The sequence below is a fragment of the Finegoldia sp. P3-F-LR genome, assembly GCF_052932165.1.
In genome coordinates this window covers 1-25,626 of the sequence record NZ_JBRFJE010000012.1, presented here as the reverse complement: position 1 = coordinate 25,626, position 25,626 = coordinate 1, and the positions used below count along the sequence as shown (strand labels likewise).

33 protein-coding genes and 2 other annotated features are annotated in these 25,626 nt (G+C 31.7%); of the genes, 31 read left to right on the top strand and 2 right to left on the bottom strand.

Annotation, left to right across the window (positions count from 1 at the left end; genetic code table 11):
- Positions 1-14 precede the first annotated feature (14 nt).
- Together ACU68U_RS05900 and ACU68U_RS05895 are read right to left on the bottom strand one after the other, a co-directional pair.
- Positions 15-2,102: a molybdopterin-containing oxidoreductase family protein gene (locus ACU68U_RS05900; RefSeq protein ID WP_446762916.1), complete on the bottom strand. Its 2,088-nt coding sequence runs from the start codon at positions 2,100-2,102 to the stop codon at positions 15-17.
- A 14-nt stretch (positions 2,103-2,116) separates the two neighbouring features.
- Positions 2,117-2,437 carry a hypothetical protein gene (locus ACU68U_RS05895; RefSeq protein WP_278726181.1) on the bottom strand — a complete coding sequence of 107 codons (321 nt, stop codon included), beginning with the start codon at positions 2,435-2,437 and terminating at the stop codon, positions 2,117-2,119.
- An 83-nt stretch (positions 2,438-2,520) separates the two neighbouring features.
- Here ACU68U_RS05895 and ACU68U_RS05890 point away from each other — a divergent pair, with 83 nt between their 5' ends.
- The 31 genes from ACU68U_RS05890 to ACU68U_RS05740 all read left to right on the top strand — a co-directional run bounded on the left by ACU68U_RS05890 (position 2,521) and on the right by ACU68U_RS05740 (position 25,364).
- Entirely contained in the window at positions 2,521-2,757 is a 237-nt protein-coding gene (locus ACU68U_RS05890) for a glutaredoxin family protein (protein WP_035109230.1), read from the top strand.
- A gap of 632 nt (positions 2,758-3,389) precedes the next feature.
- Positions 3,390-4,613, top strand: a complete 1,224-nt coding sequence (locus ACU68U_RS05885) for an NAD(P)/FAD-dependent oxidoreductase (RefSeq protein WP_274983793.1) — start codon at positions 3,390-3,392, stop codon at positions 4,611-4,613.
- The gene (locus tag ACU68U_RS05880; protein ID WP_102164546.1) at positions 4,614-5,906 is read left to right on the top strand and encodes an NAD(P)H-dependent oxidoreductase; all 1,293 of its coding nucleotides are present in this window, start codon (positions 4,614-4,616) and stop codon (positions 5,904-5,906) included. It begins immediately after the preceding gene.
- Between the two features lie 165 nt (positions 5,907-6,071).
- Positions 6,072-7,544 carry an aspartate ammonia-lyase gene (locus ACU68U_RS05875; RefSeq protein ID WP_102164545.1) on the top strand — a complete coding sequence of 491 codons (1,473 nt, stop codon included), beginning with the start codon at positions 6,072-6,074 and terminating at the stop codon, positions 7,542-7,544.
- Positions 7,545-7,668: 124 nt separating this feature from the next.
- A complete protein-coding gene (locus ACU68U_RS05870) occupies positions 7,669-8,043 on the top strand; it encodes a hypothetical protein (protein WP_102164544.1) in 375 nt (124 codons plus the stop codon).
- Between the two features lie 11 nt (positions 8,044-8,054).
- Positions 8,055-9,014, top strand: coding sequence for an NAD(P)H-dependent glycerol-3-phosphate dehydrogenase (locus tag ACU68U_RS05865; RefSeq protein ID WP_304111685.1), 960 nt, complete (start codon positions 8,055-8,057; stop codon positions 9,012-9,014).
- Positions 9,015-9,129: 115 nt separating this feature from the next.
- Positions 9,130-9,495, top strand: coding sequence for a YlxM family DNA-binding protein (gene ylxM, locus ACU68U_RS05860; RefSeq protein WP_060790005.1), 366 nt, complete (start codon positions 9,130-9,132; stop codon positions 9,493-9,495).
- On the top strand, positions 9,485-10,825 hold the full coding sequence (gene ffh, locus ACU68U_RS05855) for a signal recognition particle protein (RefSeq protein WP_094206960.1): 1,341 nt from the start codon (positions 9,485-9,487) through the stop codon (positions 10,823-10,825). Before ylxM ends, ffh begins: the two co-directional genes overlap by 11 nt.
- A 19-nt stretch (positions 10,826-10,844) precedes the next feature.
- Entirely contained in the window at positions 10,845-11,096 is a 252-nt protein-coding gene (gene rpsP / locus ACU68U_RS05850) for a 30S ribosomal protein S16 (protein ID WP_002835329.1), read from the top strand.
- 21 nt (positions 11,097-11,117) lie between these two features.
- Entirely contained in the window at positions 11,118-11,348 is a 231-nt protein-coding gene (locus ACU68U_RS05845; protein ID WP_002835328.1) for a KH domain-containing protein, read from the top strand.
- Complete coding sequence (gene rimM / locus ACU68U_RS05840; RefSeq protein WP_446762915.1) at positions 11,348-11,836, top strand: ribosome maturation factor RimM; 489 nt, start codon at positions 11,348-11,350, stop codon at positions 11,834-11,836. Before ACU68U_RS05845 ends, rimM begins: the two co-directional genes overlap by 1 nt.
- Positions 11,836-12,537, top strand: a complete 702-nt coding sequence (gene trmD / locus ACU68U_RS05835; protein ID WP_002835326.1) for a tRNA (guanosine(37)-N1)-methyltransferase TrmD — start codon at positions 11,836-11,838, stop codon at positions 12,535-12,537. Before rimM ends, trmD begins: the two co-directional genes overlap by 1 nt.
- Complete coding sequence (rplS, locus tag ACU68U_RS05830; protein WP_002835325.1) at positions 12,537-12,884, top strand: 50S ribosomal protein L19; 348 nt, start codon at positions 12,537-12,539, stop codon at positions 12,882-12,884. Before trmD ends, rplS begins: the two co-directional genes overlap by 1 nt.
- 51 nt (positions 12,885-12,935) lie before the next feature.
- Entirely contained in the window at positions 12,936-13,793 is an 858-nt protein-coding gene (gene ylqF, locus ACU68U_RS05825; RefSeq protein WP_316531255.1) for a ribosome biogenesis GTPase YlqF, read from the top strand.
- The gene (locus tag ACU68U_RS05820; RefSeq protein ID WP_094206962.1) at positions 13,780-14,403 is read left to right on the top strand and encodes a ribonuclease HII; all 624 of its coding nucleotides are present in this window, start codon (positions 13,780-13,782) and stop codon (positions 14,401-14,403) included. The genes ylqF and ACU68U_RS05820 overlap by 14 nt, the downstream gene beginning before the upstream one ends.
- The gene (locus ACU68U_RS05815) at positions 14,378-14,725 is read left to right on the top strand and encodes a YraN family protein (RefSeq protein ID WP_227905459.1); all 348 of its coding nucleotides are present in this window, start codon (positions 14,378-14,380) and stop codon (positions 14,723-14,725) included. The genes ACU68U_RS05820 and ACU68U_RS05815 overlap by 26 nt, the downstream gene beginning before the upstream one ends.
- Positions 14,726-14,797: 72 nt before the next feature.
- A complete protein-coding gene (locus tag ACU68U_RS05810) occupies positions 14,798-15,286 on the top strand; it encodes a MogA/MoaB family molybdenum cofactor biosynthesis protein (protein ID WP_002835321.1) in 489 nt (162 codons plus the stop codon).
- 57 nt (positions 15,287-15,343) lie between these two features.
- Positions 15,344-15,901, top strand: a complete 558-nt coding sequence (gene efp / locus ACU68U_RS05805) for an elongation factor P (protein WP_094206963.1) — start codon at positions 15,344-15,346, stop codon at positions 15,899-15,901.
- Positions 15,902-15,977: 76 nt separating this feature from the next.
- A complete protein-coding gene (gene rpmG / locus ACU68U_RS05800; RefSeq protein WP_002835319.1) occupies positions 15,978-16,127 on the top strand; it encodes a 50S ribosomal protein L33 in 150 nt (49 codons plus the stop codon).
- A 9-nt stretch (positions 16,128-16,136) separates the two neighbouring features.
- Positions 16,137-16,355, top strand: a complete 219-nt coding sequence (gene secE, locus ACU68U_RS05795; RefSeq protein ID WP_094205471.1) for a preprotein translocase subunit SecE — start codon at positions 16,137-16,139, stop codon at positions 16,353-16,355.
- An 18-nt stretch (positions 16,356-16,373) separates the two neighbouring features.
- Complete coding sequence (gene nusG / locus ACU68U_RS05790; RefSeq protein ID WP_002838609.1) at positions 16,374-16,955, top strand: transcription termination/antitermination protein NusG; 582 nt, start codon at positions 16,374-16,376, stop codon at positions 16,953-16,955.
- A gap of 88 nt (positions 16,956-17,043) precedes the next feature.
- Complete coding sequence (gene rplK / locus ACU68U_RS05785) at positions 17,044-17,469, top strand: 50S ribosomal protein L11 (RefSeq protein ID WP_002835316.1); 426 nt, start codon at positions 17,044-17,046, stop codon at positions 17,467-17,469.
- A gap of 38 nt (positions 17,470-17,507) precedes the next feature.
- The gene (gene rplA, locus ACU68U_RS05780; RefSeq protein WP_002838605.1) at positions 17,508-18,209 is read left to right on the top strand and encodes a 50S ribosomal protein L1; all 702 of its coding nucleotides are present in this window, start codon (positions 17,508-17,510) and stop codon (positions 18,207-18,209) included.
- A gap of 59 nt (positions 18,210-18,268) precedes the next feature.
- Positions 18,269-19,414, top strand: coding sequence for an AI-2E family transporter (locus ACU68U_RS05775; protein ID WP_446762914.1), 1,146 nt, complete (start codon positions 18,269-18,271; stop codon positions 19,412-19,414).
- A gap of 43 nt (positions 19,415-19,457) precedes the next feature.
- Positions 19,458-19,582: a sequence feature (ribosomal protein L10 leader region), on the top strand.
- 20 nt (positions 19,583-19,602) lie between these two features.
- Positions 19,603-20,085, top strand: coding sequence for a 50S ribosomal protein L10 (gene rplJ, locus ACU68U_RS05770; RefSeq protein WP_446762913.1), 483 nt, complete (start codon positions 19,603-19,605; stop codon positions 20,083-20,085).
- Positions 20,086-20,174: 89 nt separating this feature from the next.
- The gene (gene rplL / locus ACU68U_RS05765) at positions 20,175-20,546 is read left to right on the top strand and encodes a 50S ribosomal protein L7/L12 (protein ID WP_094205474.1); all 372 of its coding nucleotides are present in this window, start codon (positions 20,175-20,177) and stop codon (positions 20,544-20,546) included.
- 93 nt (positions 20,547-20,639) lie between these two features.
- Positions 20,640-20,877: a binding site (T-box leader), on the top strand.
- A gap of 60 nt (positions 20,878-20,937) precedes the next feature.
- Complete coding sequence (metG, locus tag ACU68U_RS05760) at positions 20,938-22,938, top strand: methionine--tRNA ligase (RefSeq protein WP_446762912.1); 2,001 nt, start codon at positions 20,938-20,940, stop codon at positions 22,936-22,938.
- Entirely contained in the window at positions 22,938-23,705 is a 768-nt protein-coding gene (locus ACU68U_RS05755) for a TatD family hydrolase (RefSeq protein ID WP_446762911.1), read from the top strand. Before metG ends, ACU68U_RS05755 begins: the two co-directional genes overlap by 1 nt.
- A 3-nt stretch (positions 23,706-23,708) precedes the next feature.
- Positions 23,709-24,233 (top strand): ribonuclease M5, encoded by a 525-nt coding sequence (gene rnmV, locus ACU68U_RS05750; protein ID WP_094206968.1) that lies wholly within the window; start codon positions 23,709-23,711, stop codon positions 24,231-24,233.
- Entirely contained in the window at positions 24,230-25,081 is an 852-nt protein-coding gene (gene rsmA, locus ACU68U_RS05745) for a 16S rRNA (adenine(1518)-N(6)/adenine(1519)-N(6))-dimethyltransferase RsmA (RefSeq protein ID WP_446762910.1), read from the top strand. Before rnmV ends, rsmA begins: the two co-directional genes overlap by 4 nt.
- A gap of 52 nt (positions 25,082-25,133) precedes the next feature.
- Entirely contained in the window at positions 25,134-25,364 is a 231-nt protein-coding gene (locus ACU68U_RS05740) for a glutaredoxin family protein (protein WP_002838618.1), read from the top strand.
- The last annotated feature ends 262 nt before the right edge of the window (positions 25,365-25,626 follow it).

The following is a 25,626-nucleotide window of genomic DNA, read 5'->3' as shown; positions in this document are numbered from 1 at the left end:
GAAGGTTTTTGTTTTTATTTTACTTTTCTTATATTGCAATGTTGTCTTTTGAAAACTGGAAATCCTGAAATTGGATCGAAGATTTCGTTGTCAATTAACATATTAATGTTCGCATCTTTCCAATTGTCATCTTGGCTGAATGAACCACCGCCGACATTTATTTCCAAATCGTGACGGTTTGACATATTATTAGTAACTGCTTGAAGGATTACACTTGCTCTATCATTGTAGACTTCAACTAAATCCATATTTTCTATTCCCAATTCTTTCGCATCATCTTCATTCATTATAACTTGTGGATATTCTTGGTGTTTCAATAATCCATCGATGTTTAAGTGTTGTGTTCTAAATGTCGTATGAATTCTTGCGCCTGTGTTCATAGTAAATGGATATTTGGATAATTTATCTGATTTTTCTTGCTCATTTTCAAATCCGTCTTCATAAACAGGAATAGGTGAAAATCCATACTTTTCTAAAAGTTTTGAGTGGATTTCGATTTTCCCGGTTTCTGTATTAAATGAATCGTATTTTTCATAAGACACTTCAGGTTTTTTGTCGAAATGATATACACCATTTTCCTTCAATTCTTTTAAAATTTCTGGTGTGTGATAAAAAGATTTATCTAATAATTCATCGAAATTTTCTGGATAATATTCACCAAATCCTAATGCATCTGCAATTTTTTTCAAAATAAAAATATTTGGAAGAGAATTGCCCAAAGGTTCGACTAATTTTTCTGTGATTTCGATGTGGTCGGGATATATTGCGTAGCGGTCTTCTTCGTAATAAGTTGTAGCAGGGAGGATGACATCTGCAAAGTATGCATCTTCAGTCATAAATCTGTCGCAAGTTACGAAGAAATCCAAACTTTTTAACGCTTCTCTATAAAGTTGACTGTTAGGATAATTTACAGACATACATGAGCCCAAATTAATTAGACCTTTTATTGGATAAGGATCGGATTCTAATATTGCTTGTGGAAGTTTCGTAAATTGTGGTTGACCGATTAATTTATCAAAAAGAGGGAATTCTTTTGAACCGATTTTTTCGATATTTTGTGCGTTGTTTGGTGGGTTTTGTACCCTCTTAATTGGCTTGTTCTTATTAATCAAAAGTCCGCCCTTGACATCTAAGTTTCCCAATAAGCTCCATAAAATATACATTGAACGTATTGTTTGAACTCCGCAATGTGAATATTCGAGTCCTGTGTATGATTTAAGAGCAACTGTGTTGTCAAAGAGTAAGTTTGCCAACTCTTTTATCTTATCAACTTCAAGTCCTGTGATTTCTGATGTTTTTTCCAAATCAAATTGTTTAAAATATTCTTTGAATTCATCGTATCCGTAAGTGTGTTTTTCGATAAAATCTTGGTCGAGTTTATCTTTTAAGTAATTTAGTATTCCGAGGATTAGTACCATATCAGTTCCGCTATTGACGATGTATTTGTAATCAGCATATTCGATAATATCTGAATTATAATGGTCAACGGCTATGATTTTCATTCCTTCATTTTTTCTTTTTACCATATTATTGTAGAAAAATGGAGGGGAATCTATTTTAGGATTGGCACCCCACACACAAAGCATTTCAGTGTTTTGCAAATCGCAAACTAGATTTGGTGCACTTAATCCAAAAACTGTTTGAGGAGCAAATACACCGAACGATACAAAACATAATGAGCCGACTGATCCGTTGTTCGGACTTCCAATTGGGGACAAGAATCCTCCGTTATCACTGTTAGGCATTTGAATTGAAATAAAATCGTTCGTAGTTGTGTCAAATGCGCCTCTACCAAAATGACTTGCAATTGATTTTGCACCGTAATCTTCAATTATTTTAGAACATTTTTCTTTAATAAGTTCCATCGCTTCATCCCATGAAGCTTTTTTGAATTCTAGTGTTCCTTTTTCTCCCGTCCTGATCAAAGGATCAGTCAATCTGTCTTCTGAGTTTAATATTTCGTCTGAATACAATCCCCTTAAGCAAAGTGCAGAAGGTTTTTCGTCTGATTTTTTGATAGATTTAATCCTTCTACCATCCATATCACATTCGACATGGCATTGGCCAGGACAAATCCCACAAATAGTTTTAATTTTTTCCATGTTATCTCCTATTATTATTTAAAATTTTTTATTTCAAAAATATCATACACACATTCTTCGTATGGATGAATATCTTCGATAATTTGTATACATTTTTTGATATTATCTTCCGTCGTTCGAAATTCTAATTTGATTTCATCAACTTCATTGATGATAATTTTTTCGCCAGAAAAATTATTTGCTAAATCATTGGGCATAAAATGACCTTTTACTTTTGATGTAGTATAACAATAATCGTAATTTCCTATGGTTATAATTTTTTCTTGACCTAGTTTTTTTATTAACAAATCGACGTAATCTTCAGGAATGTACACATCTATTTTATATGTTATCATAAAAACTCCTTTTGTTCATGTTTATAAATTTTCCATTCGGGTATATATATTTTACCAAAGAATTTAACGAAAAGGAGATTATTATGGATTTAAAATTGTATTACAAAGAAACTTGCCCATTCTGCAAGAAAGTTCTAAGATTTATAGAAAAAAAAGGAATTAAGGATGTTGAATTAGTAGACATCAAAGCTGATGAAGCTAACGAAAAATACCTTATCGAAAAAGGTGGACAAGACCAAGTACCTTGTCTTTTCATTGATGGAAAACCAATGTATGAATCAATGGATATTATAAAATTCTTGGACGAAAAATTCCAATAAAAATTTTAAAAATGCTACATACATTAGTATGTAGCATTTTTTGTATTGTTATTTTTGTAAAAGTTTACTCTAATTTATAGAGAGAATTGCATCACTGTTTTTTATGATTATTTCTAGTTTTTATTAAGTACGTTATAGTATATAATACATAATATTATGTTAAAAAAAATAAGAGAACCTTCGATTAATCTATTCAACCTGATTATTTCGTTGAAATTTAAAAACATAATTATTAATGTGATTAAATAAATAAATCCTATTACTCTTTTTGTATTTTTGTATTTCATTAATACCTCCTTTTATATTAGGGGAAATAATAGTGAATGCAATTCTCATTTTCATTTTAAAAAAATGCCCTTGACTTGTCAATATTAATTATCATTTAAAATTTGAGAAAATTTGGCTTTTGAATGTTTTAATTAAATTTTAATTATAATAATTTGAGCAATTTGTGATAAAATAATTATCGTAATAAAAAAAGTAGCAAATCTTTGGGATAGATTTGCTACTTAAATAACATTGGCAAGTTCATATTAGGAGGATGAACAACCATTTATTCTTATCATTATAATATCATAGAATTAAACTTAATAAGTTACAAATTTATTACGATTTAGGGAATTGAGGGGAATATGAGAGTAGGAATTATTGGAGCAGGAGCTAGTGGGGTTTTTGCGGCATTAATTTTAAAACAAAATTACATAGACACGACTGTTATTGAAAGAAACGCCAACGCTTTGAAGAAAATTTATGCAACTGGTAATGGTAGGTGCAATTTTACTAACAGAAATGTATCTTACAAGAATTATCATGGCGAAAATCCAAAATTCACAATAAGTGCTATTAAAAAGTTTGATAATTACGATGTTATAGAATTTTTCAATGATATGGGAATTCCTGAAGTTGAGCTTGAAAATGGAAAAATTTTCCCAAAAAGTTTGCAAGCTTCATCAATAGTGAAACAAATGATGTGCTTGGCAAATCATCTCGAAGTAGAATTTATTTTCGATAGCTTCGTTGATGACGTTAGAAAAAACGGAGATGTTTTTGAAGTAAAATCCAATGATTCGATTTACAAGTTTGATTATTTAGTCGTTGCTTGTGGTTCCAAAGCTTACAAGAAAAGTGGCTCTGACGGAAATGGATACATTCTTATGAAAAAATTTGGACACAATATCGTGAAAACTCATCCAGGAATTGTGCAATTGAGGCTTAATGGAGATAGTTTTAAAAAAATGAGCGGCACCAAATTCAAGGCTAATGCAAAGTTAGTAGTAGACGGAAAAGAAGTTTTTGAATTTTATCACGATGTTTTGTTCACTGATTATGGAATTAGTGGGCCAACTATTTTGCAATTATCAGGTGAAGCAATCAGAGCGAAAAACAAAGGATTGGATGTTAAAATAAGAATTGACACTGTAGATTTGGATGAAAACAAATTGTATGAGCATTTAATCTACATAATATCTTTAAATTATTATAAGAAAATAAATGAGTTGTTGGTCGGTTTGATTAACGATAATTTGATTGAAGAAGTTTTGAATCAAGCGAATATCGAATACGATATTAATGTGTGTGAACTTAGTAAGGAAGAAATCTACAAATTAGCACACACTCTTAAAAATTTGGAATTTAGTGTTAGTGGATACAAGGATGAGGATTCTGGTCAGATAACTTGCGGAGGAGTCGACACAGATGAAATCAATCCTTCTACTATGGAATCAAAAAAAATTAAAAATCTGTATATTATTGGTGAAATTATGGATGTCGACGGAGATTGTGGCGGATACAATCTTCAATGGGCCTTTTCGTCTGCATATTCTTGTGCGATGTCTATAATTAAAAAGGAGAACTAAATGAATAAAATGCAAAGAAAACTTGTTGACTTAGATAACCACGGTCAAAAAGTTAGAGTAGGTTTGGTTGGTTGTGGCAAAATGGGATCGGGTCTTGTGAGTCAGTTGAGTAGAATCAAAGGAATGAGACCTTCCGTTATAGTAGATCGACACGTTGACAAGTGCGTAACTGCTTTGAGAAAAGCAGGTGTAAAAGATGTAGATATTATCAAAACAACCGATTTGAAAGTTGCAGAAAATGCTATTAAAAATAATTCGTTTGTAGTAAGTGATGATTATACTTTGAGTTACAAATTGGATATGATTGATGGAGTAATCGATGCGACAGGAAATCCTCCATTTGGGACACAACTTGCAGTTGAAAGTATTGAACACGAAAAGCATACTATTTTATTAAATGTAGAATGTGATGCTGTTGTGGGACCAATTTTAAATGAAATGGCGAAGAAAAAAGGTGTTGTGTACACAGGATCTGCAGGAGATGAGCCAGGCGCTATAATTCAATTGTCAGATTTTGCACTTGGGCTGGGATTTAAATTATTAGCTGTAGGTAAAGGCAAGAATAATCCATTGGATAATTACACTAATGAAGATATTTTAAGAGAAGAAGCTTTGTCAAAGGGTTTGGTTCCAAAAATGTTGACATCATTTGTAGATGGAACTAATACTATGATTGAACTTACAGCTGTTGCAAATGCTTTGGGATTTACTCCGGATGTTTTGGGTTGCCATGGAATTACAACAAATATTCACGATATTGCAGACGAATTTAAATTAAAAGAACAAGGCGGAATTTTAAATAATTACAATATAGTTGATTTTGCATTTGGGGTTGCGCCTGGAGTTTTTGCAATTGTAACTCACGATACTAACGAAGTTCACGATTTAATGGAATATTTGTCAATGGGTAAAGGACCTAACTATACTTTGTACAGACCATATCATTTGACAAGTTTGGAAACTCCTCTTACAATTTACGATGCAATTGTAGAGAAAGAACCGACAATTTATCCAAAATACGGACAAGTTTCCGATACAATTACAGTTGCAAAAAGAGATATCAAAAAAGGTCAAAGAATCGAAGGTATTGGTGGACACGATTGCTTTGGTAAAATTACATCTCACAAACACCAAATGGAGAATAATTTGTTACCAATGCCAATCATCACAGAAAAAACAACAGCAAAAGTAGATATAGCAAAAGACACTTTGATTACTTACGATATGGTTAATTTAGATGAAGATCATATAATTACAAAACTTCGTAAGAGACAAGATGAATTGGGATTATAAAATTACAAAATAAATTTATTATCAGTCGATAAAAAGTTTTTCAAACTTTGAAATATCGGCTGATTTTTATTTTTAAAATCAATTTTTATAAATTTTTGACAATGGATTTTAAAAGTGTTAATATCAATTTGTAATGTAATAAATAAACGTTTTTTGGGGGTTAATATGGATTACAGATTAGAGTCTGATAGTGTTGGTGAAAAGCAAGTTCCAAAAGATGCATATTACGGTGTGCAATCTTTAAGAGGAATGGAAAATTTTCCAATAACAGGAAGAACTTTACATGAAGAATTAATTTATGGATTGACAATAGTTAAAAAAGCTTGCGCTATAGCAAATCACAGAGCAGGAATCATGAGAGAAGATGTCAAAAACGCAATCGTTTACGCATGCGACAAAATTCTTCAAGGAGAATATCACGATCAATTTTTGACTGATCCAATTCAAGGTGGAGCCGGTACAACTGCAAATATGAATGCAAATGAAGTTATTGCAAACATTGCCAATGAAAAACTTGGCGGCGGATTGGGAACTTATGAATATGTTCATCCAAACGATCACGTTAATATGAGTCAATCTACAAACGATGTTTTTCCAACTGCGGGCAAGATTGCAACTTTAAGATTACTAATAAAAGCTTTAAATGAATTAAAGCAATTAGAGATTTCTTTGTTAAATAAATCTGTGGAATTTGATGATGTGCTTAAAATGGGACGTACTCAACTTCAAGATGCAGTTCCAATTAGATTGGGACAAGAATTCCATGCATATTATTCAGTAATCAAAAGAGATATAAAAAGAATTAGAAGATCATCAGATCAAATTGAATCCATAAATATGGGCGCAACTGCGATTGGTACAGGAGTAAATGTAGACAAAGTTTACTTCACAAATATAGTTCCTATTCTAGCAGAATTAACAGGATTTGATTTGCATCAAGCAGAAGATTTAATAGATGGAACTAATAACCTTGATGGTCTTGTAGAAATATCTTCTGCAGTAAAATCAACGGCTGTAAGTTTGTCAAAAATGGCAAGTGATTTGAGATTAATGAGTTCAGGACCAAAAACAATGGTAGGAGATATTGAACTTCCAGCTAGACAAAATGGTTCATCAATTATGCCGGGAAAAGTAAATCCTGTAATTCCAGAAGTTGTTAACCAAGTTGTTTTCAGAATTATCGGTAACGACAATACAGTAACAATGTGTGCAGAACACGGACAATTGGAACTTAACGCATTCGAACCAGTTTTGTTCGATAGTTTATTCGAATCTATATCTATATTGACAAATGCAGTGAAAACTTTCAGAGAAAACTGCATAATTGGTATCAAACCAAACAGACAAAAACTTTCAAACGACGTCGAAAAATCAGTAGGAATAGTTACAGCACTTGTTCCTCATATTGGTTACAAAAAATCTGCTGAAATCGCAAAACGTGCATTGAGTACAGGAATTACTGTTAGAAATATCGTATTGGACGAAAAAATCTTAACAGAAGATGAATTAAAAGAAATCCTTGATCCAATTGCAATGACGATGCCAGGAATTGCAGCAGAATATTTGATTAAACAAAAACAACAAGCCTACATTGAAAAGAAGAGACAAGAAGATAAGGAACAAAAAGCAAAAAAATAAATTAAAATTTTCAAAAAGTCTGTTATCAAAGTAAATCTTTGATAATGGACTTTTTATAATTTAGGACAAAAAATTTACATTATTTTAAATTTGCTAATATGTTATAATTTATCTAGGTGATATGATGAAAAATAATACTAAAAATGCAGACAATGTTATATTGGCGATATCAAATGTTTTGATGGTGGTTTTCGTATCAACTTTGCTTAGAGGCCACAACATAATATCGTTGTTAATTTTACTTGCGTGGGCAGTTTATGCGTCGCAAAATAAAATGATTTTACCAAAAAGTCTTGAAAGAAAAAGAACAAAATTCGAATACGGAAGTTTTATCGTTTTGTTAATAGGTTTTATGTTGATTTATTACCATCCTAATAAGGTATATGTGTTCTTAACATATCTTACATTTTTAATTTACAACACACTTTTGTGGATGAATATGATTAGAATGAGAGCTATTAATAAAGAAAATAATAAGAAATCTAATAAGAAGAAATAAAGAGGTATATAATGAAAATTATGGTTATAGGGCCTGGCAGATGGGGGAGTTTCATCGCTTGGTATTTGAAAAAAATTGGTCATGAAGTTTTGTTGTATGGTTTGAATGGAACTGAAGATTTCGAAAACTTTAAGAAAAGTCGTACAAATGGAATTATTACTTTGCAAGATGATTTGGAATTAACTGATGATATTACAAGAGCAAAAGAATGTGATGTTATTCATGTTAGTATAAATGCACAAGGTTTTAGAAATGTGTGTGAAGAACTTAAGTCTATTGGAATTAAGAATAAAATTATCGTTACTAATATGAAGGGAATTGAGATTTCGACTGGAAAAAGATTATCAGAAGTCTGCAAAGAAATTATGGATGGATCTAACAAAGTCGCAGCTTGGATTGGTCCAGGTCATCCACAAGAATTTTACCGCAATGTTCCAAATTGTATGGTAATTGATTCAGAAGATGAAGATGTGAAAGAATTGTTGATTGAAAATTACAGTTCAGATTTGATTAGATTTTATTATGGCCAAGATTTGATTGGAAATGAAATCGGCGCAGCTTACAAAAACGTAATTGGAATTGCTGCAGGAATGTTGGATGGAATGAAAATAAGTTCTTTGAAGGGAGCTTTGATGAGTAGAGGTTGTAGAGAAGTTGCAAGGTTTATTAAAGCTTCGGGAGGTAAAGAGCTCAGTGCGTACGGACTTTGTCACTTGGGAGATTATGAGGCTACAGTGTTTTCGCAATATTCTCACAACAGAATGTTCGGTGAAATGTATGCAAAATCAGAAAAATACGACAAATTAGCTGAAGGATACTACACTGTAAAAGCTATTAAATTACAAGCAGACAAAATGAATTTGGATTTACCGATTAACAATGCAGTGTACAAAGTTTTGTACGAAAATTCGAAATGCGAAGAAGAAATCGACAAATTATTTAGTAGAAGTTTGAAAAAAGAATTTTATTAATGAAAAACAAATTAGAAGTGCAAAAAAGCACTTCTTTTTTTGATTAAAATGCTTGACAAATGGATTTTAAGTTTATATAATATACAAGTCAAGTAAAAAGGTTGACGGTGATTGAATGGAAAAATTATTAAATATTACCATGATGTTTGATTATTATGGTAAATTGCTTACGAAAAGAGAATACGATGTAATTGACAAATACTACAATGAGGATTTGTCATTAAATGAAATTGCTCAAATTTGTGATATTTCAAAACAAGCTGTAAGTGATAGTTTGAAAAGAGCTGAAAATAAGCTTTATGAATACGAACAAAAACTTGGCTTAATTGAAAAATCAAAAAAGAGTCATCAATTTCTTAGAAAAATCAGAAATGATCTTTTCTCTTTGTCACCAGAAATCAAAAGCAAAGAAATTGAAAATATCATTATAGATATAGAAAATTTCTTAAATGATTTAGAGGATGTGGAAAATGATATTTGAAAATTTGTCCGATAAATTACAAAATGCCTTGTCAAAATTGACCAACAGAGGAAAGCTAACAGAAAAAGATATAGATGTTGCAATGAGAGAAGTTAAACTTGCTTTATTGGAAGCGGACGTTAACTATAAAGTTGTTAAAGATTTTATATCTCAAGTAAAAGAACGTGCTATCGATTCTTCTGTTTTGGAAAGTCTTACTCCAGGTCAACAAGTTATTAAAATAGTTAATGAAGAATTAACTAAAATGATGGGTGAAAAGGAAGAAAAACTTAACGTTTCACCAATGAAACCTACAGTAATTATGCTTTGTGGCTTGCAAGGGGCAGGTAAAACAACTCATGCCGGAAAACTTGCATTGAATTTGAAAAACAAAAACAAAAGCGTCTTACTTGTAGCGTGTGATATTTACAGACCTGCTGCCATTAAACAACTTCAAGTTGTTGGTGGAAAAGTTGGTGTAGAAGTATTTGAAATGGGACAAACAAATCCCGTTGAAATTTCAAAAAAAGCAATCGAAGAAGCTAAGAAAAAGAACATTGATTATGTAATTATAGATACTGCCGGTCGTCTTCATATTGACGATACTTTGATGGATGAGCTAAAAAATATTAAACAAGAAGTGAATCCTTCAGATATTTTGTTAGTTGTAGATGCGATGACTGGACAAGATGCAGTGAATGTTGCAGCTAAGTTTAACGAGGATTTGGATATTACAGGAATTATCCTTACTAAGTTAGACGGTGATGCAAGAGGTGGTGCTGCTTTATCAATCAGACAAGTAGCAGATAAGCCTATTAAATTTATAGGTGTAGGTGAAAAACTTGGAGATTTAGAGCCGTTCCATCCGGACAGAATGGCATCACGTATCTTGGGTATGGGAGATGTTCTTAGCCTTATCGAAAAAGCACAAAATCAATTTGACGAGAAGAAGGCAAAAGAATTAGAAGAAAAGATTAAAGCTCAAAGTTTTGACTTTAATGATTTTCTTGACCAAATGCAGCAAATCAAAAAAATGGGACCTATGCAAGATATTCTTGCAATGATTCCTGGCGTGGATAGTAAAATGCTTAAACAAGTGAATTTCGATAACAAAGAATTTGATAAGATTGAAGCAATTATTAAATCTATGACCAAAGAAGAAAGAGAAAATCCAGATATCATTAGTATATCTAGAAGAAAAAGAATTGCTAAAGGATGCGGTCAAGATCAAGTAGCGGTTAACAAACTTTTGAAACAATTCAAAGAAATGAAAGTTATGATGAAAAATATGGGAGCGCTACAAAAGAAATTTGGTAAAAAAGGTAAAATGAAAATGCCTTTTTTTAGATAATAAGTTATGGAGGTAAATTATGTCAGTAAAAATTAGATTGAAAAGAATGGGAGCAAAGAAGAAACCATTTTATAGAATAGTTGTCGCAGATTCAAGATGTCCTCGTGATGGTAAATTCATCGAAGAAATCGGATATTACAACCCATTAGTTGAAGAAAAAACTGTTAAAGTTGATAGCGAAAAAGTTCAACAATGGATTAAAAACGGTGCAAAACCTACAGATACAGTAGACAGATTATTTAAAAATAATGGAGTTTACGAAGCAAAATAATAATACAAGTTGGGAGTTGTCATGGAAAAATTAGTTAAAACAATTGCTACTGCGTTAGTTGATAACAAAGAAGCAGTTGAAGTAACATCAAGACAAGACAAACATACGGTTATTATAGAAATTAAAGCAGATTCCAAAGATTTGGGAAAAATTATAGGAAAAGAAGGGAAGATTGCCAAGGCAATTAGAACTATTACTAAGGCAGCGGCTATTAAGAGTGGCGAAAAAGTTGTCGTAGATATTTTGCAATAATGGAATATATAGCTGTAGCAGAAGTGCTCAATACTCACGGTATTAAAGGATGTCTTAAAATGAGACCGTTGACTGATAATATCGAAAGATTTGACGAAGATATTTGTTATTATCTCGGGGATAAAAAAGTTGAGGTCAATATTCAAAATTATAGAATGTACAAGGGTTTTTTGTACATTGATTTTGAAGAATTTAACGATATTAATGAAGTTCTTGAATTCAAAAAACAGTTTTTATATATAGATGAAAAAGACAGATACGAATTGAAAGATGGAAGCTTTTACATTGACGATTTGATAGGCTTGAAAGCTTATAGTAATGGTGAATACATCGGAGATTTGGTTGAAGTTTTGAGCATTTATAGTAATGATGTATATGTAATAAAAAATGATGAAAAAGAATTTATGATACCTGCTGTAAAAGAGTTCATTAAAAAAATAGATTTAGAAAATGGATTAATCGATGTAGTTATAATTGAGGGTATGTGATGAAATTTATAATTCTCACATTATTTCCAGAAAGTTTTGATTACTTAAAATCATACGGCGTCATAGGAAAAGCAGTCCAAAACAATCTCATTGAACTTGAAGTGGTTAATATTAGGGATTACACTAAAAATAAACACAAAAAGGTAGACGATGAGATATATGGTGGCGGAGCTGGGATGCTTATGACTTGCCAACCAATTTATGACTGCTTGGAAGATGTGAACAAAAACAAATCAAAAGTTGTGTTTATGTCTCCTCAAGGGAAAGTTCTTAATCAACAAAAGTGTATAGAACTTTCAAAAGAAAAAGAAATAGTCATTCTTTGTGGCCATTACGAAGGTGTCGACAGTAGAATCATCAATCATTATTGTGATGAGGAGATTTCTATTGGAGATTATGTTATGACTGGTGGAGAATTAGGAGCTATGGTTCTTATAGATTGTGTAAGCCGAATGATTAACGATGTTTTGGGAAATGATGAAAGTTATAAGACAGATTCGCACTACAATTTATTGCTACAGGAAGATTCCTACACAAGACCCAGAGTATTTAACGGATATGAAGTTCCTGAAGTTTTATTATCAGGAAATCACGAAAAAATCGAACAGTGGCGAGAAAAATCAAGACTAAACAACACTAAACTTAAAAGAGAAGATATATATCAGAAATATCTGAAAGAAAAAAACCAAGGAGGATCATAATGGATATTATAAAAACATTAGAAGATGAACAATTAAGAGAAAATAAGTTCGACTTTCATGTTGGCGATACTGTAAAAGTAGACTACCTTATCAAAGAAGGTAATAAAGAAAGAGTTCAAGTTTATGAAGGAACTGTAATTAAAATGCAAGGAACTGGACTTAGAAGAACTTTCACAGTAAGAAGATTAGCTTACGGTGTAGGAGTAGAAAGAACTTTCTTAATCAACTCACCAAGAGTAACTAACGTAAGATTAGTTAGAGAAGGTAAAGTAAGAAGATCAAAATTATTCTACTTAAGACACAGAGAAGGTAAAGCTGCTAAAGTTAAAGAAAAGCAAAAATTCTAAATTGAGTGCTGAGGTTTTCTCAGTACTTTTTTTAGATGGAAAGGAAATAACATGGACATTAATAATATAAACTGGTATCCAGGGCACATGAAAAAAGCTATTGACAAGATAAAAGAAAACATGAAACTTGTCGACATAGTTTTGGTTCTTGTGGATAGCAGAATTGTAAGATCATCCATGAATCCAGTTATAGAAGATATCTTAAAGGATAAGCCGCAATTGATTTTATTGAACAAGATGGATATGGCAGATCCTAAAATCACACAAAACTGGATTAATTATTTTGCAAAGAAAAATATAACAGCACTTCCAATTGACAGCAAAAACGGTAAAAATTTGGATAAAATTGAGCCAACAGCTAAAAAGATTTTAGAAGATGTACTTGCTAATAGAAAAGACAAAAACATAAAATCAGAAATTATTAGAATGATGATAGTTGGTATACCAAATGTTGGAAAATCTACTATAATCAACAAATTATCCAACAGACAATCTGCTAAAACAGGGAACACTCCAGGTGTTACAAGGACTAATCAGTGGATTAGAATAAAAGGCAAGATGGAATTGTTGGATACACCAGGTGTTTTGTGGCCAAAATTCGAAGATAATGAAATTGGCCTGAATTTGGCATTTACTGGAGCTATCAAAGATGAAATTTTGGATGAAGAAAACTTAGCGTACAAACTCATCGAGAAACTAATGAGTATTGATCCACAAATTTTAGAAAAAAGATATTCGGTTGATACACAAAACAAGGAAACAATCGAAATTATGGATGATATTGCTATAAGACGTGGCTGTTTGTTAAGAGGAAAAAATATTGATTATTCTAAAGTTTCATCAATAATAATCGATGAATTTAGAAAAACAAAGTTAGGAAGAATTTCATTAGAAGATGTTTGCGATTGATTATAACGAATTTGAAGAAGAATTAATTTGTGGTGTAGATGAAGTTGGAAGAGGACCATTGGCAGGTCCTGTTGTGACATGTGCAATTATTATGCCTAAAAATTGTGAGATAATAGAAGGAGTCACTGACTCAAAAAAGCTTTCTGAAAAAAAGAGAATTAAATTCAAGGATATGATTTTGGATCAAGCTTTGGCATATAGTGTAAATTTTGTGGATCAAAGTGTGATTGATGAGATTAACATCAAGCAAGCCACGAGATTATCTATGAAAAGAGCTGTAGAAAGTCTGAAAACAAAGGACAATAAATTCATAAAACCTGATTTGATTGTAATTGATGCTGAAATTATTGACACAGATATTAAACAAATGTCATTTGTCAAAGGTGACGAAAAATTATATCCGATTTCTTGTGCATCAATTGTAGCAAAGGTTATAAGAGATGAGTATATGAAGGATATGGCTACTATTTATCCACAATACGGTTTTGAAAAACACAAGGGATATGGAACTAAATTTCACAGAGAAATGATACTTGAATATGGAGAGTGTCCGCTTCACAGAAAAACTTTTTTGAGGAAATTATATGAAAATGGAAAAAAACCGAGGTAAGTTTGCCGAGGATTACGCTTGTGAATATTTATTAGAAAAAGGTTACGAAATTATTGACAGAAATTATTCCGAGAGAATTGGGGAACTCGACATAGTTTGCACTTACGAAAATTATTTGGTAATAGTTGAAGTAAAAGCAAGGACTGATGATAAGTTCGGTGCTCCTTCTGATTTTGTAACTTTGGGAAAACAAGACAGAATAAGAAAAACAACAGAAATTTATATCGACAAAAATGATTTGTACGATTATCAGCCTAGATTTGATGTGATAGAAATTTATTTGGATAATTTCAAATTAAATCACTATATTGACGCATTTTAATATTGACAATGGGCTAGTATTTTTATATAATATCAAGGTCAAGCAAATATATTGACACAAAGAGGTTTTAATATGTATAAAGTAGCAGTGCTTACAGTATCAGACAAGGGTTCTCAAGGCAAAAGAGAAGATTTAAGTGGTAAAAAAATTATAGAAATTATCGAAAAAAACGGCTATAAATTAGAAAAATATGATATTGTAGCAGATGAAAAAGAACTTATAAAAGAAAAATTAATCGAGTATTCCAATGAAAATATTGAGTTGATTTTGACTACGGGTGGAACAGGATTTTCAAAAAGAGATGTAACTCCTGAGGCTACATTAGAAGTTTCAGAAAAACTTTGTTTGGGAATTAGTGAAGCGATTAGAAATTATTCGATGACGATTACAAAAAGAGCAATGCTTTCAAGAGCTGTTTCAGTTATTAGAAAAAACTCGCTCATAATAAATATGCCGGGTAGTCCTAAGGCTGTTGAAGAAAGTTTGGAATACATAATTGATACGTTAGATCACGCTTTGAAAATTTTACAAGGCGATGCATCAGAATGTGCGAGAAAATAGTTGTTCATAATTAATTAGTAATGTATAATATATGATAGATAATTGTAGGAGGTATATATGATACAAGCAGGAGATTTTAGAAAAGGCACAACTTTTGAAATGGATGGAGATGTATGGCAAATTATAGATTTCCAACACGTTAAACCAGGAAAAGGTGCAGCTTTTGTAAGAACAAAAATTAGATCAGTTATGACTGGTTCAAACAGAGACATGACATTCAATCCTAACGAAAAATATGAAGAAGCTAGAATTGAAACAAGAGAAATGCAATACTTATACAACGACGGAACTTTATATTATTTCATGGACCCAGAATCTTATGAACAATTACCAATTGATAAAGCTAGTGTTGAAGAAGCTATTCTTTATATAAAGGAAAATGATATGGCAACAATCAAATTTTACAAAGGTAAAGCATTCCAAGTTTCTCCACCAAACTTTGTTGAGTTAGAAATCACTCAAACAGAACCTGGTATTAAAGGTAACACTGCAACAGGAGCTACAAAACCAGCTACTGTAGAAACAGGCGCTACAGTTAACGTACCTTTATTTGTAAATGAAGGAGATAAAATCAAGATAGATACAAGAACTGGAGAATATTTGTCAAGAGTTTAGTATTTATTGACTTTTCAACATGTTTATGATAAAGTAGTACGGTGGATTTTGTCCATACTAATAGAGGAGGTCTAATATGAGAGATAAAGTAATTTTAGAATGTACTGAATGCAAGAGCAGAAATTACACTACTAAAAAGAATAAAAAACTTCACCCTGATAGAGTGGAAACTAACAAGTATTGTAAATTCTGTAAAAAGCACACTCTACACAAGGAAACAAGATAGGAGGAGCTTATGGCAGCGAAAAATACGCAAAATTCTAATCAAAAATCAGCCCAAAAAAATCAAGGATTTTTGAAAGGCGTGAAGACTGAATGGAATAAAATTGTCTGGCCGACACCAAAGGAAACTTTAGAATACTCAATCGTAGTAGTTATAATTTCCTTTATAGTTGCATTAATCGTATACGGATTAGATACTGTGTTCCAACGTTTAATTGGACTATTTATTTAGAAAGGAACAGTATCCACAATGACCGAAAAAAATAACACATTTATTGAAAATGCAACTGAAGATTTTAAGGAACGTGCCAAAGAGGGAAAATGGTATGTAGTACATACTTACTCTGGACACGAAGGTAAAGTAAAAGTTAATATTGAAAAAATGGTAGAAAATCGTGGTTATATCGACGATATATTTGAAGTAGTAGTACCTACTGAAGAATATGTTTCAGAGGTCGGTGGAGCTAAAAAGTTAAAAGAAAGAAAGATCTTCCCCGGTTATGTTTTCGTTAAGATGACAATTACCGATGTCTCATGGTATTTAGTTAGAAATACCAGAGGTGTTACAGGATTTGTAGGACCAGAATCCAAACCTGTAGCAGTTAGTGAAAAGGAAATCCAAAAATTCGCTCTTAAAAATCAATCTTACTCTAAAAAAGAAATTGATGTTAATGTAGGAGACAATGTGAATATTGTTTCTGGAGCATTTAGCGATCAAGTAGGTATTATTGAAGAAATAAATACTGAAAAAGCTATCTGTAAAGTTTTAATTTCCTTGTTCGGCAGAGACACATCTGTTGAAATTAGCTTTGATGATATCGAAAAAATATAAATTTGAATATAAGTTATTTAATTAATTTCATATAGATCGATGTGGGAGGTTAGCCCCGATAACCACAATAGTTTAAGGAGGAACTAATATGGCTAAAAAAGTACAAGCAATAGTAAAGTTACAAATTCCTGCAGGTAAAGCAACACCTGCACCACCAGTAGGTACAGCACTTGGACCTCACGGTGTTAATATAATGCAATTTACAAAAGAGTTTAACGCAAAAACTCAAGACCAAATGGGAATGATTATTCCAGTTGTTATGACTGTATACCAAGACAGATCATTCACATTTATAACAAAAACTCCACCAGCACCAGTTCTTATTAAAAAAGAATTAGGATTAAATTCTGCTTCAGGAGAACCTAATAAAACTAAAGTTGGACAATTAACTAAAGAACAAGTTAAGAAAATTGCTGAAATTAAAATGCCTGACTTAAATGCAGCAAACTTAGAATCTGCTATGAGTATGATTAAAGGTACAGCAAGAAGTATGGGAGTTACAGTAGAAGAATAGTGGGAGATTTAGTTCGTTAGAACCACAAGGAGGATTATATGGCAAAAAAAGGTAAAAAATATCAAGAAAGTGCAAAATTAATTGATAGAACAGTTGAATATAAATTAGACGAAGCAAGTAAATTAGTTGTTGAAACTGCTAAAGCTAAATTTGACGAATCAGTAGAATTACACGCAAAATTAGGTGTAGATAGTAGACACGCTGACCAACAAGTTCGTGGTACTATCGTACTTCCTCATGGTACAGGTAAAGACCAAAAGGTAGCTGTATTTGCAAAAGGTGAAAAAGCTGAAGAAGCAAAAGCTGCAGGAGCAGATTTTGTAGGAGCAGAAGATTTAGCAGAAAAAATCCAAAAAGAAGGTTGGTTAGGATTTGATGTTGCAGTAGCTACTCCAGACATGATGGGTGTAGTAGGTAGAATTGGTAGAATCTTAGGACCTCAAGGTTTAATGCCAAACCCTAAAGCTGGTACAGTAACTATGGATGTTACAAGTGCAATCAAAGAAATCAAAGCTGGTAAAGTTGAATATAGAACTGACAAGAGCAATATTATTCACGTTCCAGTTGGTAAAGTTTCTTTCGGAGAAGAAAAAATTGCTGAAAACATCAATGCGTTGATGCAAGCAATATTGAAAGCAAAACCAGCTTCATCAAAAGGTAAATATATTAGATCTTTAACAATTGCTTCAACAATGGGCCCTGGAATCAAGGTTAATCCATTACAATTTGCAAAAGAATAATATAGATAAGAATTTATTAGCCACCGTTAAGGTGGCTTTTCTTAAATACAGAGGGAAAAATGAAATTATTAAAAGAAGATAAAAAGAAAATTCAAATAGGGATAATTATATTAATTGTTCCAGTTATTTTGGCATATCTTTTGTTCAATGGGAAATCTATAGGAAATGCATTGGGCACTTTTATGGCGATTATATCTCCATTTATTATTGGTACGGCATTAGCTTTTGTCCTAAATATGCCTATGAATTTTATTGAGAATAAAGTTTTTAAAAAATGGACTTCGAAACCGGGTCTAAAAAGAGCAATATCCCTGTTAATAAGTTTAGTAATAGTTAGTGCAATAATAGCATTTGTAGTGATACTTATAATTCCTAATTTTTTTGAAGCTATTAAATCACTAATCCAAGGAATTCCGGTATTGGTTGAAAAGCTAAGAAAATATCCAGAGGTTGCAAAACAATTAGATAAAATTTACGACACATACGCTATCACAAATACTCATGATTTGGTTGTAAAACTGAAACCTTACTTAACCAAAAATGGATTGGATATATTGAACAATGTGTTTTTTGGAATTAGCACAGTGTTTTCTGTTGTACTTAGCTTTGTAGTGTCGTTCACATTTGCTATTTATTTATTATTTTCAAAAGAAACTTTGAGAAGACAATTTACAGAATTGGCTTATGTTTTCTTCAGCGGAAAAACTGCAAACAAGATTTTAATTTTCTTTAAAGTAGCTTACGAAAAATTTTATTCGTTCTTTAAAGGGCAATTTATCGAAGCATTTATGCTTGGGTTTATGTGCTTTATAGGAATGTATTTGTTGAAGATGCCAAATGCAGCAACAGTTAGTGTGCTAATTGGTTTTGGAGCATTAATTCCATTGGTTGGAGCTATTTTAGGAGCTGCATTGGGAGCTTTGATTATTTTAATTGAATCTTTTTCAAAAGCTATTATGTTTGTGATTTTCATAATTGTACTTCAACAATTTGATGGCAATGTAACTTATCCTAGAATTGTGGGATCGTCTGTAGGGCTACCATCTATTTGGGTGCTAGTTGCAGTTACTATAGGTGCAGCATTAAGCGGTATTGTTGGAATGCTTATTTTTGTTCCGATATTTGCAACAATCTATGAATTATTGTACAGATATAAGAAAAAGAAATTGAAAGATAAAAACATCTGTATTATTGAAGAAAAATAATAAAAAAGTGTTGACATATTCATAGAATATGATATAATAATCAAGTAATTAATTTGGGCTACCGAAGACAGTAGGGACTATTAAAGTTTAATCATCCTACAGAGGAGCATAAGATATGAGTTTATCAGTCTTTCTGTCTTTGGATGGAAAGACTTTTTTAGTGTAGCCTTTTTCATGGAGGTGAAATAATGAAAGAACACGTTTTAAATCAAAAGAAAGCTGTTGTTGATGAAATTAAAGGACATATTAATGATGCTAAATCAATGGTTATCGTTGATTATAGAGGATTAGATGTTAGCGAAGCAACAGAATTAAGAGAAAAATTCAGAAATGAAAATGTATTATTCAAAGTATACAAAAACACAATGATGAATTTTGCTTTTAAAGAATTGGGATTTGATGGATTCTTAGATTACTTATCTGGTCCTAACGCGGTTGCATTCAGTATGGATGATCCAATCGCTGCAGCTAGAATAGCTAAAGAATTCGCAGCAGATCACGAAAATTTAGAAATTAAAGCAGGTTATTTAGGAGACAAATTCTTAGATGTTGAAGGTGTAAAGAAAATCGCATCTATCCCTTCAAGAGAAGTTCTTCTTACAAAAATGCTTGGAAGCTTCAAAGCTCCAGTATCAAAATTTGTATATTTAGCAGATGCTATTGCTAAATAAAAAAATGAAGGTTCAGAAGAATCTGAATCAAACGAAACTACTGAAACAGTAGAAGAATAATTAATTTAAATAAAATTTGGAGGTAAAAAATGTCAATAGATGAAATCTTAGAAGCAGTTGAAGGCTTAACTGTTCTTGAATTAAATGAATTAGTAGAAAAAGCAGAAGAAAAATTTGGAGTATCAGCAGCAGCTCCTGTAGCAGCAGCAGGTGCAGCACCAGCAGCAGGTGGAGCAGCAGCAGAAGAAAAATCAGAATTTGATGTAATTTTAGCATCAGTTGGTGACGCTAAGATGAAAGTTATCAAAGCAGTTAAAGACTTAACTGGATTAGGATTAAAAGATGCTAAAGCTATCGTAGACGAAGCTCCTAAAGCAATTAAAGAAGGCGCTTCTAAAGAAGAAGCTGAAGAATTAAAAGCTAAACTTGAAGAAGTTGGAGCTACTATCGAATTAAAATAGTCGATAAATTTATGGAGAGGTTATGTATAATAGCCTCTCTTTTTTGATTGCTTGACAAATCATTTGTTTATGATATTATTTTAATATATTGATAAAATGACTATGATGAGATGAGTATGTAATAATTTTTTTAAAGAGAGTCTTAGTTTGGTGGAATAAGATATTAGATTACTGCAGAATATGGTCTTTGAGTTTGAAAAGTTGAATAGCTTATGCTTTTAAATTTTTCCGGGAGCATCCGTTATCAAATGCTAGGCATTAAAGTGCCAAACAATGAGAGAATATTTTATATTCTAAAATTAAGGTGGTAACGCGGATTTTCGCCCTTATATGATGTATGTCATATAAGGGATTTTTTTATTTTATTGTAGTTTTATTTAGGAGGGAAATTATGTCAGAAGAAAAGAAATCATATTATATTACTACTCCGATCTATTATCCAAGTAGTAATTTACATTTGGGTCATACTTATACAACAATTATTGCGGATACTTTGAAGAAATTCAAAAAAATTCAAGGCTACGATGTGTTTTTGACTACAGGTACTGATGAACACGGTCAAAAGTTGTATGAAAAAGCAAAAGAAAAAAATATGGGTGATAATCCATTAAATTATATCGATCCAATTGTACAAAGTGCCAAGGATTTGTGGAAAAAACTAGACATAGACATAGATAGTTTTGTCAGAAGTACAGACAAGGCTCACGAAAAAAATGTTCAAGAAATTTTTCAAAAATTATACGATAAGGGAGATATTTACAAGTCTACTTACAAGGGACATTATTGTGTCGATTGTGAAGCTTTTTGGACAGAATCACAACTAAAGGATGGAAAGTGTCCAGATTGTGGACGTGATGTTCACTATCACGAAGAAGAATCGTACTTTTTCAGATTATCAAAATACAAAGATAGAATTTTACAATTGTACAAAGACAACCCAGATTTTTTGAAGCCAGAATCTCGTAAGAACGAAATGGTGAATAACTTTTTAAGTGGTGAATTGGAAGATTTATCCGTATCTCGTACAAGCTTTGACTGGGGAGTTAAGGTTCCATTTGATGATAAGCATATTATTTACGTGTGGATTGATGCGCTTAGCTGTTATTTGACAGGGATTGGATATGGACAAGATGAAGAATTATTTGATAAATTCTGGCCATGCGATATTCACTTGGTTGGAAAAGAAATTGTAAGATTCCACACAATTATTTGGCCAGCGTTGTTGATGGCGTTGGATCTTCCATTGCCAAAGAGAGTTTTCGCTCATGGATGGATTTTATTCAATGAAGATAAGATGAGTAAATCAAAGGGAAATGTATACTATCCAGAGCCAATTATCGATTTGTACGGTGTAGATGCTTTGAAATACTACATTTTAAGAGATTTTACTTTTGGTAATGATGGTAACTTTACGACAGAAAGATTTATGAACAGATATAATTCAGATTTGGTAAATGATTTGGGCAATCTTGTAAGTAGATCAGTTTCAATGGTTGAAAAATATTTTGATGGTGTTATCCCACAACCAAATGACAACAACGATATTGACAAGAGTTTAATACCTGTAGTCGAAGGATGTCAAGGAAAAGTTGAAGAGTTATTGGAAGAACTTGATTTTTCAAATGCACTAGAAGAAATTTGGAAAGTTGTTAGAAGAGCCAACAAATATATTGATGAAACAACTCCATGGATTTTGATTAAAGAAGACCCAGAAAGATTGAAGACTGTTTTGTATAATTTGATGGATGCGATAAGAGTTATTTGTATATTAACTTCTCCATTTATCACAGAAACAAGCAACAAAATTAAAGAACAAATTGGTCTTTCTGAAATCAAATGGGAAGATGGAAAAGTGTTCGGTAAAACTGTCTCTGGAACTAAGGTTCAAAGAGGAGAAAACTTGTTTAATAGATTAGATATCAAGAAAGAAACTGAACGATTGAACGAAGTTAACGACAAATTAATCGAAGAAAGAACTGGTAAAAAAGTTTCTGAATTAAGAGACAATAACAAAGAAGAAGCTCCTAAAGAATCTAAGAAAAAATCAAAGAAAGCTAAGAAAAAAGAAGAAATAACTATAGATGATTTTGACAAGCTTGATTTGAGAGTTGGACAAATTGTAGAAGCAAATCAACATCCTGATGCAGATAAGCTTTTGGTTTTCAAGGTTAAAATAGGAGAAGAAACAAGACAAATAGTTTCTGGTATTAAAAACTGGTACGAACCAGATGATTTGATAGGCAAAAAGGTTATTGTAGTGTACAATTTGAAGCCTGTAAAATTGAGAGGAGTAGAATCTCAAGGTATGCTTCTTGCTGCAAGTAAAGGCGATAAATTGACTATGGCAAGTTTACTTGATTCAGAATTTGAAGACGGAGCGACTGTATCTTAATGGGAGATTATGTAATATACGATACACATTGTCACTTGACAGATGAGAAATTTGATTTTGATAGGGATAAAATAATCGACAATCTACATTCTAATTCTGTTGTAAAAGCAATGCTTCCAAGTGACAATGTAGAAAACTCCATTAAAGCCATAGAATTGTCAAAAAAGTATGATTTCTTATACAATGCTGTGGGGATTCACCCTGAAGAAGATAGCAGATTTACGGATGAAGATATTTCTAGGATAGAAGAGTTGGCTGATAATCCAAAATGCAAAGCTATCGGGGAAATTGGACTGGATTATCATTATGAACACGACAAGGACAAGCAAAAATATCTATTTGAGAAACAAATGCAAATCGCCGAAAGAAAAAACTTGCCTGTAATTATTCATACAAGAGATGCAATCCAAGACACATACGATATATTGGCGAAATATCCTAATGTAAGAGGAATAATGCACTCTTATTCTGGAAGTTATGAAATGGCAATGAAATTTATTGATTTGGGATATTATATTTCATTTAGTGGAGTTGTAACTTTTAAGAATGCTAGAAATGTCAAGGAAACTTGTGAGAGATTACCTATCGATAAAATTTTAGTAGAAACAGATTCTCCTTATTTGACGCCTCATCCATATCGTGGGAAAAGAAATGAACCTAAATATGTGAATTTGGTTTTACAAGAGGTTAGTTTGTTGAAAAAAATGTCGGAAAAAGAAGCGGCACAAATCATTTGCAATAATGCTGATGATATTTTTGGATGGTAAATTATGATAAAAGAAATAATAGTTGTCGAAGGAAGAGACGATGAGCAAAGAGTCAAAAGAGCACTAGATTGTGAAGTGATTTGCACTGGTGGGATTTATTTTAGCGACAAATTACTCAAAAGACTCAAAAAAATCGACCAAGACAGAGGAATAATAATTCTAACGGATCCAGACTATGCAGGAAATAAAATTAGGAAAAGAATTAATGATTTTATTCCAAACGCAAAAAACGCATTTATAGCACAAGATTTGTGTATCAAAGATGAGGATATCGGAATTGAAAATGCAAAAGAAGAAGACATTATAATAGCCATAGAAAACGCTCATCCGTCAATGATTGATTCTAAGAATGAATACACGATGGATGATATGATTTACTATGGATTAGTAGGAGAAGGATCCAAATCGCTTAGAATAAAAGTCGGTAAAATTTTAAATATTGGTTACGGCAATGCAAAATCTTTTCTTAGAATGCTAAACAATTACAATATTTCAAGAGAAAAATTAGAGGAGGCTATTAATAGATGAGTTATAGACTACACCAACCTTCCTATATTAAAGAAATATTGGACAAATTCGGATTTAAGTTCTCAAAGGCTTTGGGGCAAAATTTTCTAATCGATGGAAATTTGATTGAAAATATTATCGACTATTCTGATATCACAGAAGATGATTATGTTATTGAGATTGGCCCTGGTTTTGGAACATTAACAGAAAGACTTGTCGACAAATGCAAATTTTTGTATTCGATAGAAATAGATTCAAGACTTATGGATGTTTTGAAATACACTGTTGGAGATAGAGATAATTTTGAAATAATAAACGAAGATGTGTTAAAGGTAGATTTGAATGAACTTAATCATGGAGATAAAAAGTTTAAAGTGGTTGCGAATCTTCCTTATTACATCACAACACCAATTATCGAGCATTTGTTTAATTATAGAGATATTATTGAATCAATCACTGTTATGGTTCAAAAAGAAGTGGCAAATCGAATGGTCGCTGAAGTGGGAAGCAAGGATTACGCATCATTGAGTTTGTTTGTAAAACAAAATAGCGATGCTAAAATAATACTTAATGCTCCAAAAACTGTGTTCATGCCACAGCCAAAAGTAGACAGTGCAGTTGTAAATATGAAGCTTAAAAAATTAGATGAAGATATTGACCAAGAACTTTTACGCCAATTAATCAGATCGGGTTTTAGCAAAAGAAGAAAAACCATATTGAACAGTTTTACTAGTGGGTTTGTGAATGTTGACAAGGAGAAATTAAAGTCCATTCTTCAAGAGCTAGGTTTAAAAGAGAATTTGAGAGCTGAGAATTTGTCATTGGAAGATTACAAAAATATTGTAAAGAAGTTGAATGATATTGATTAGGATTTTCAAATAAGGGTATATATAAAATACAGACTTTTAAGGAGGTATTTTTATGAAAGACGTAGTAATTTATACAAGTGATGGATGTCAATATTGCCACGCTGCAAAAGATTATATGGACGAAAACAACGTAAAATATACAGAAAAAAATATATCACAAGATCAAGAAGCTAGAAAAGAACTTATGAAAAAAGGTCACATGGGTGTACCTGTTACAATCATAGGTGATGAAGAAATAGTTGGATTTGATCAAGCTAAATTAAAAGAAGCTTTAGGATTATAAAAAACAAAAACTACTTGTCAATGAACTGACCCCAAAAAGTTGGACCCAAAATCAACTTAGAGGAGGTCAGTTTTTTCATGACAAAATATAGTACAAAATTTAAGATGAAAATAGTACAAGAATACTTAAATAAAGAAGACCAGCTATCAAATGTCAAGAGAAAATAAAAAATAATTTATCTTGAAATTTAAGGCATGTCAAACAAGCCTAAAAATTTAGGCTTATCAAAATTGAATAACAACTAAATATTAGGTATGTAAGC